Genomic DNA, 5,506 nt, shown 5'->3' on the forward strand with positions numbered 1-5,506 from the left:
CGGCGGCCCGGGGTGCCGCGGGGAGTGGGAAGTCGGCCGGGTCGACTTCCTGCTCCACGCGGCACGGGTGCGGCGGCGTTGGGGTGCGTGCACCGGAGGCGCGCCCGAGCATCGGCCCGCCGGCGGGAATTCGGAGACGGACCCCGGGGAGGTCGGCCGCAAGACCGCGTGGAGTGGGAAGTCGGCCAGGTCGACTTCCTGCTCCGCGTGCTGTGGGCCGGGCGGCGGGAGCGGGGGGCAGGCGGGGGCGGGGCGTCAGTGGCGGTGGATCGGGGGGACCTGGTAGCTGCCGTCCAGGACCGACGGCTTCGGGCGGTAGAGCCGGATGATCGGGCGGAACTCGCCGAGCGGGGTGGGGAGCCAGTTGGCGGCGGCCGTCGGGTCCTCGGGCGGTTCGTGCTGGAGGGTCACGGTCAGCGAGCCGTCCGGGCCGTAGACCAGGCCGGGGGTGCGGTCGCCGATCGAGTAGCGGTCCTCCGGGTTCTCCACCAGGTAGTAGTCCGGCACCGAGTACATCGTGACGGACCAGAAGGCCTCGGCCGGCGGGGGCTCCTCGAAGCGGAGGGTGTAGCTGTTGGCGCCGGTGAGCGGGCGGCCGTCGGAGTCGTCGTAGGTCATCGCGTACGAGGCCTCGTAGGCGTGGTTGCCCCACAGGCCGGCCCGGGCGGCGGCGGCGCGGCTGAGGTAGGCGGCGCGGCGGTCGGGGATGCGCCACTCGGGGTCGTCCAGGGTGCCGGGGCCCAGGTGATCGATGTTGTAGTCGAAGAGGTGGAGCGCCGAGCGCCACTCGCCGAGCGGGTGGTCCTCGGGCGGGCGGGTCGCGTCCTCGACCCGCTCCCGCCCGGCGGCCAGGCCCTTGGCGAGTGCGAGGGTCCACTCGGCGGCGGCGGCGCGGTACGGGGAGGCGCCGTCGTCCAGCAGGCCGAGCGGGGCGAAGCGGCGCTGGTACTCGATGTCGGGGGTGGCCGGTGGGAAGGCCTGCATCCACACCCGCAGGCGTTCGAAGAAGGCCAGCCGCTCGGGGACGTCCGGGTCGGGCTCGGGGACTCCGGCGACCAGGCCGCCGGGCTCCAGCGGCTCCAGGGCGAGCGCGGCCTGGAGGGCCTTGACCCGGGGCAGGTCGTCCGGGCCGTCGCAGGCGAACCGGCCGACGATCGTGCCGACGGTGGTGGGCAGTTCGATCACTTGGGCCGGGTCCGGCGCGGTGCCGTGCCAGTCCGGCGGGACGACCAGCCAGGTCTGCGCCGCGGTGCCGGTGGCGCGGCTGCCGAGGTAGGCGACGTTGTCCGTCCAGGCCCCGATGAACTGCAGCACGTAGTAGGCGCCGGCGGTGTCCGGGACGTGCAGCACCTGCGGGCCCTCGGAGAGGTCCAGTTGGGCGATCGAGTAGATGGTGTCGTTGTTGACCGAGACGAAGTGGTCGCCGGGGCCGGCCAGCCGGGTGGCGTGGCTGAAGTGGTTGAACGGCGCCGCCGGGAGGGTGCCCAGGCCGCCCTTGGCGAAGCGCTCGACCATGGTGAGGCCGGCGACGAGCGGGTAGCCGTAGACGTAGGCGTCGGCGGCCAGGGCCTCCAGCTCGGGCAGGTTCATCGGGGTCCTTCGTCGGGTCGGCGCCGGGGCGGGGCGGGGTCAGGTCGGCACGGGGTCAGCGCGGGGTGAGCGGCGGGGGCTGCCAGCGGCCGTCCAGTACGGCGGCCTCCGGGCCGTGGATCCGGAGCACCACGGCGAACGGGCCGTCCGGGGCGGGCAGCCAGTTGGCGGAGTGGTCGGCGTTGGCGGGGCGCTTGTGCTGGAGGTAGAGGGTCAGGCCGCCGTCCGGGTCGCGGAGCAGGCCGGGGGTGTCGCCGCCGACCGAGTAGCGGTCCAGGGTGTTGTCGACCAGCCGGTGCCCGGGGAGCGCGTAGACGGTCACCGACCAGAAGAAGCGGGCGGGTGGCAGGGCGTCCGGGGCGAAGCGGATCAGGTGGTCGCGGTCGGCGGCGTTCGGCGGGCGGCGGCCCTCGCCGTCCGCTGCCCAACGGCCGTACCAGACCTCCTCGGTGGGCAGGCCGTACGGGTCGAGCTCGGCGGCGACGGCCAGCCGGAGGAAGTCCCCGCCGAGTTCCTCGCGGGTGCCGAACAGGCCTGCGGAGTCGCGGAGTTCGGCGACCGCCCGGGTCAGCCGGGCGCGGCCGTCGGCGATCCCGCGGCCGAGTTCGGCCCGCACCTCCAGCGGGAGGGCGGCGGGCTCGAACTCGCCGCGGCCGTCGACGCCGAGGTCGGTGAGGCGGCCGCGCAGCGCGGTCTCGGCGGGCGGGAGTGCGTCGGTCGGCGGGAAGAAGCCGAGCAGGAAGTCGAGGAAGGTGAGGAACTCGACGCCCTCCGGGACCTCGTCGCGCCAGACCGGCCAGACCGGTTCGGGGGCCGGGGCGGGCGCCGGGGTGCCCGCGTACGCGTGCAGCGGGCGCAGTCGGTACTGCTCCTGGACGGCCCGTAGTGCGGTGAGGTCGGCGGGGGTGTCCCCGGGCAGGCGGGTGCGGCCGACGACGCCGACCAGCCGGGTGGCGGCGCGGATCACGCCGGTGATGCCGGGCGGGACCTCGCCCTGCCAGTCGGGGCCGGCCACCAGGAAGTCCCCGGCGTCCTGGCCGGTGGTCCGGGAGCCGATCAACCCGGCGGGCAGGGTGTCGAGTTCGTGCACCGCGAGGGCTCGGTAGTCGTCCGTGGCGGGCACCGAGAGCACCCAGGGTTCGGCGCGCAGGTCGAGCCAGGCGCGGGAGGGGAGGGTGTCGTTGTCGGGGGTGACGGCGTCGGTGTCGGCGGGCCCGGCCGGCCGGGTGGTGTGGCGGAAGACGCCGAAGCCGCCGACGTAGCCCGGGTCGGCGTCGTCCAGGGCCTGGGTGTAGAGGGCCCGGTAGTTCCGCAGGAGGGGGTGGGCGCGGATCCAGGCCTCGGCCGCGGTCGCGCGGATGGTGGCCGGATCGACGAGTGCCGGGTTGACCATGCTGTCGCTCTCCAGGCCGGATCAGGCAGACAAGGGCAGACAAGGGGTGGATCAGGACGGATCGGGGCAGATCGGTACACCTGGGATGCTAAGGGGGGTGGGTGGGGGTGGCATGTCGGGCGGCGCCCGCGGCGGGCGGATCCGGTCCGGCGCTCTGCCCAGCGCTAACCCGGGCGTGGCGGCGGGCCGGCGGGGACAGGCTGAGTGGCATGAAGATCCTCCTGCTCGGGGGCTCGTCCTTCCTCGGACGTGCCTACGCCGCCGAGGCGCTCGCCCGCGGCCACCAGGTCACCACCTTCAACCGCGGCCGCAGCGCCCCCGACCTGCCCGGGGTCGAGGCCGTCCGGGGCGACCGCGACAGTGCCGAGGACCTCGCCCGACTGGTCGAGGGCCGCCGCTGGGACGCCGTCGTCGACACCTCCGCCCGTCAGCCCGCCCAGGCCGCGCTCTCCGCCCGGCTGCTGCGCGGACGGGCCGACCACTACACCTTCGTCTCCTCGGTGCACGCCTACGCCGACTGGGCCACCCAGGTGATCACCGAGGACTCCCCGCTCCTCCCCTGCCCCGCCGACACCCCGCCCGACCAGCCCTTCGGGCGCGAGTTGAAGGCGGGCGGCGAGCGCGCGGTGCTGGCGGGCTTCGGCGCCGAACGCACCCTGGTGCTCAGCAGCGGACTCCTGATCGGCCCGTACGAGCTGGGCGGCCGGCTGCCCTGGTGGCTGGAGCGGATGGCCCGCGGCGGGCGGGTGCTCGCGCCCGGTGATCCGGAGCGGACCATCCAGGTGATCGACGTCCGGGACTTCGCCGCCTTCGGGCTCGACCTGCTGACGGCCGGGACGGTCGGCCGGTTCCTCACCACGGCGCCGCCCGGGCGGCTCACCTTCGGGCAGTGGCTGGAGACCTGCCGGGAGCTCGCGGGCGCGCCCGGCACCGAACTGGTCCCGGTCGGGGACGCCGCCCTGCTGGCCGAGGGGCCGGACCAGGTCGGCCCCTGGCTCGAACTGCCCTTCTGGGCACCGGACCTGCCGGAGTGGCGGTACATCTGGCAGGTCGACAGCAGCCGCGCCGAGGCGGCCGGGCTGCGCTGCCGCCCGTTCGCGGAGACCGCCCGGGACACCTGGGAGTGGCTGCGCGCCCGGGGGCCGGCCGAGGACACCGATGCCGAGGGGCGGAAGCTGGTGCCGGGGGCGCCGTTCACCCAGGGGATCGAACCGGCCAAGGAGCAGCGGCTGTTGGCCGCACACGGGTGAGGCGCCCGGGGGCGGGGGCCTCGCGCGGAGCCTGAGCGCGGAGCCCGAGGGCGGGGGCGGGGGCGGGGGCGGGGGTCGCTCCCCGCCCCGGCGGGCCTCGCTCAGTGGCTGCGGCGGGTCACCAGTTCGGCCAGCGCCAGCAGTTCGTCCGCCGCGGCCGGCTCCGGTACGGCCACGGCCAGCTGTGCCATCGCCGCAGCCATCCGCTCGCAGGACTCGCCCTGCGCCCAGCCGCGCCCGCCGGCCTCGTCGACGGCGGCCGCGCACTGCGCCAACTCCTGGGCGGTGAGCCGGCGTTCGAGCGCGTAGAGCTCGCCGAGCCGGGCCCCGGCAGGGGTGCCGGAGCCGAGCGCCTTGACCACCGGCAACGACTTCTTCCGGGCGACCAGGTCCGCGCCGACCGGCTTGCCGGTGACCGTCGGGTCCCCCCAGATGCCGATCAGGTCGTCGATCAGCTGGAAGGCCAGGCCGATCTCGCGGCCGAAGCCGTCCATCGCCCGGGCCGCCTCCTCGGAGCCGCCGCCGTACAGCGCGCCCATCGCGCAGGCGGCGCCGAGCAGGGCGCCGGTCTTGGCCTCGGCCATCGCCAGGCACTCGGCGAGCGAGACGTCGTTGCGCTGTTCGAAGGCGCAGTCGATCTGCTGGCCCTCGCAGAGCTCGACCACGCAGTCGGCGAGCCGGCGGATCGAGCCGCGGGCGGCCGGGTGGGCGTCCTCGGCGACCAGGCGCAGCGCCAGGGAGTGCATCGCGTCGCCGGCCAGGATGGCCTCGGTGGTGCCGAACACCCGCCAGGCGGTGGGCCGGTGGCGGCGGGTGTCGTCCCGGTCGATGACGTCGTCGTGGAGCAGGGTGAAGTTGTGGACCAGCTCCACGGCGGCGGCCGCGGCGGCGGCCGTCCCGGGGGTGCCGCCGAGGGCCTGGGCGGCGGCGAGGACCAGCGCCGGGCGGATCGCCTTGCCGGAGGAGGACTCGGAGGGCGTGCCGTCCGCCTCCCACCAGCCGAAGTGGTACCCGGCGACCTTGCGCATCGTGCCGGGCAGCGAGTCGACGGCGGCCCGCAGGACCGGGTCGACCAGGCCGCGGGCGCGGGCGAGGATGTCCGCGGCCTCGTGGCCCTCTTTGTGGTCCCGCTCCAGCGTGGAGCTCGTCATGGGTTCCTCCCCCGTATGTCGTGGGACGGCCGGCCCGTCGGGCGGCCGGGTTGCGCCGGGGCGGCGGGCCGGTGGCCGTGCACACCGCGGCGCGCCGCCCGGCCGGTGGCTGGTGCCCCGGC

At 76.0% G+C, this 5,506-nt stretch carries 4 protein-coding genes; 1 reads left to right on the top strand and 3 read right to left on the bottom strand.

Annotated features, from left to right (window positions below; translation table 11 throughout):
* Positions 1–255: 255 nt before the first annotated feature.
* A complete protein-coding gene (locus ACFXOZ_RS42005; RefSeq protein WP_380595312.1) occupies positions 256–1,590 on the bottom strand; it encodes a DUF1254 domain-containing protein in 1,335 nt (444 codons plus the stop codon).
* A gap of 55 nt (positions 1,591–1,645) precedes the next feature.
* Positions 1,646–2,983 carry a DUF1254 domain-containing protein gene (locus tag ACFXOZ_RS42010; protein WP_380595313.1) on the bottom strand — a complete coding sequence of 446 codons (1,338 nt, stop codon included), beginning with the start codon at positions 2,981–2,983 and terminating at the stop codon, positions 1,646–1,648.
* Positions 2,984–3,192: 209 nt separating this feature from the next.
* Between ACFXOZ_RS42010 and ACFXOZ_RS42015 the strand changes: the two genes are divergently transcribed.
* Positions 3,193–4,233, top strand: coding sequence for an NAD-dependent epimerase/dehydratase family protein (locus ACFXOZ_RS42015; RefSeq protein WP_380595314.1), 1,041 nt, complete (start codon positions 3,193–3,195; stop codon positions 4,231–4,233).
* Positions 4,234–4,334: 101 nt separating this feature from the next.
* Here ACFXOZ_RS42015 and ACFXOZ_RS42020 read toward each other — a convergent pair whose 3' ends face one another.
* Positions 4,335–5,384 carry a family 2 encapsulin nanocompartment cargo protein polyprenyl transferase gene (locus tag ACFXOZ_RS42020; RefSeq protein ID WP_380595315.1) on the bottom strand — a complete coding sequence of 350 codons (1,050 nt, stop codon included), beginning with the start codon at positions 5,382–5,384 and terminating at the stop codon, positions 4,335–4,337.
* Positions 5,385–5,506 lie beyond the last annotated feature (122 nt).

This window comes from Kitasatospora sp. NPDC059160 (assembly GCF_042755465.1).
Taxonomy (GTDB): domain Bacteria; phylum Actinomycetota; class Actinomycetes; order Streptomycetales; family Streptomycetaceae; genus Kitasatospora.

Excerpts from the sequence above, each read along its gene's own strand:
- ACFXOZ_RS42005 (WP_380595312.1), bottom strand. The coding sequence starts at position 1,590 with ATGAACCTGCCCGAGCTGGAGGCCCTGGCCGCCGACGCCTACGTCTAC.
- ACFXOZ_RS42010 (WP_380595313.1), bottom strand. The coding sequence starts at position 2,983 with ATGGTCAACCCGGCACTCGTCGATCCGGCCACCATCCGCGCGACCGCG.
- ACFXOZ_RS42015 (WP_380595314.1), top strand. The coding sequence starts at position 3,193 with ATGAAGATCCTCCTGCTCGGGGGCTCGTCCTTCCTCGGACGTGCCTAC.
- ACFXOZ_RS42020 (WP_380595315.1), bottom strand. The coding sequence starts at position 5,384 with ATGACGAGCTCCACGCTGGAGCGGGACCACAAAGAGGGCCACGAGGCC.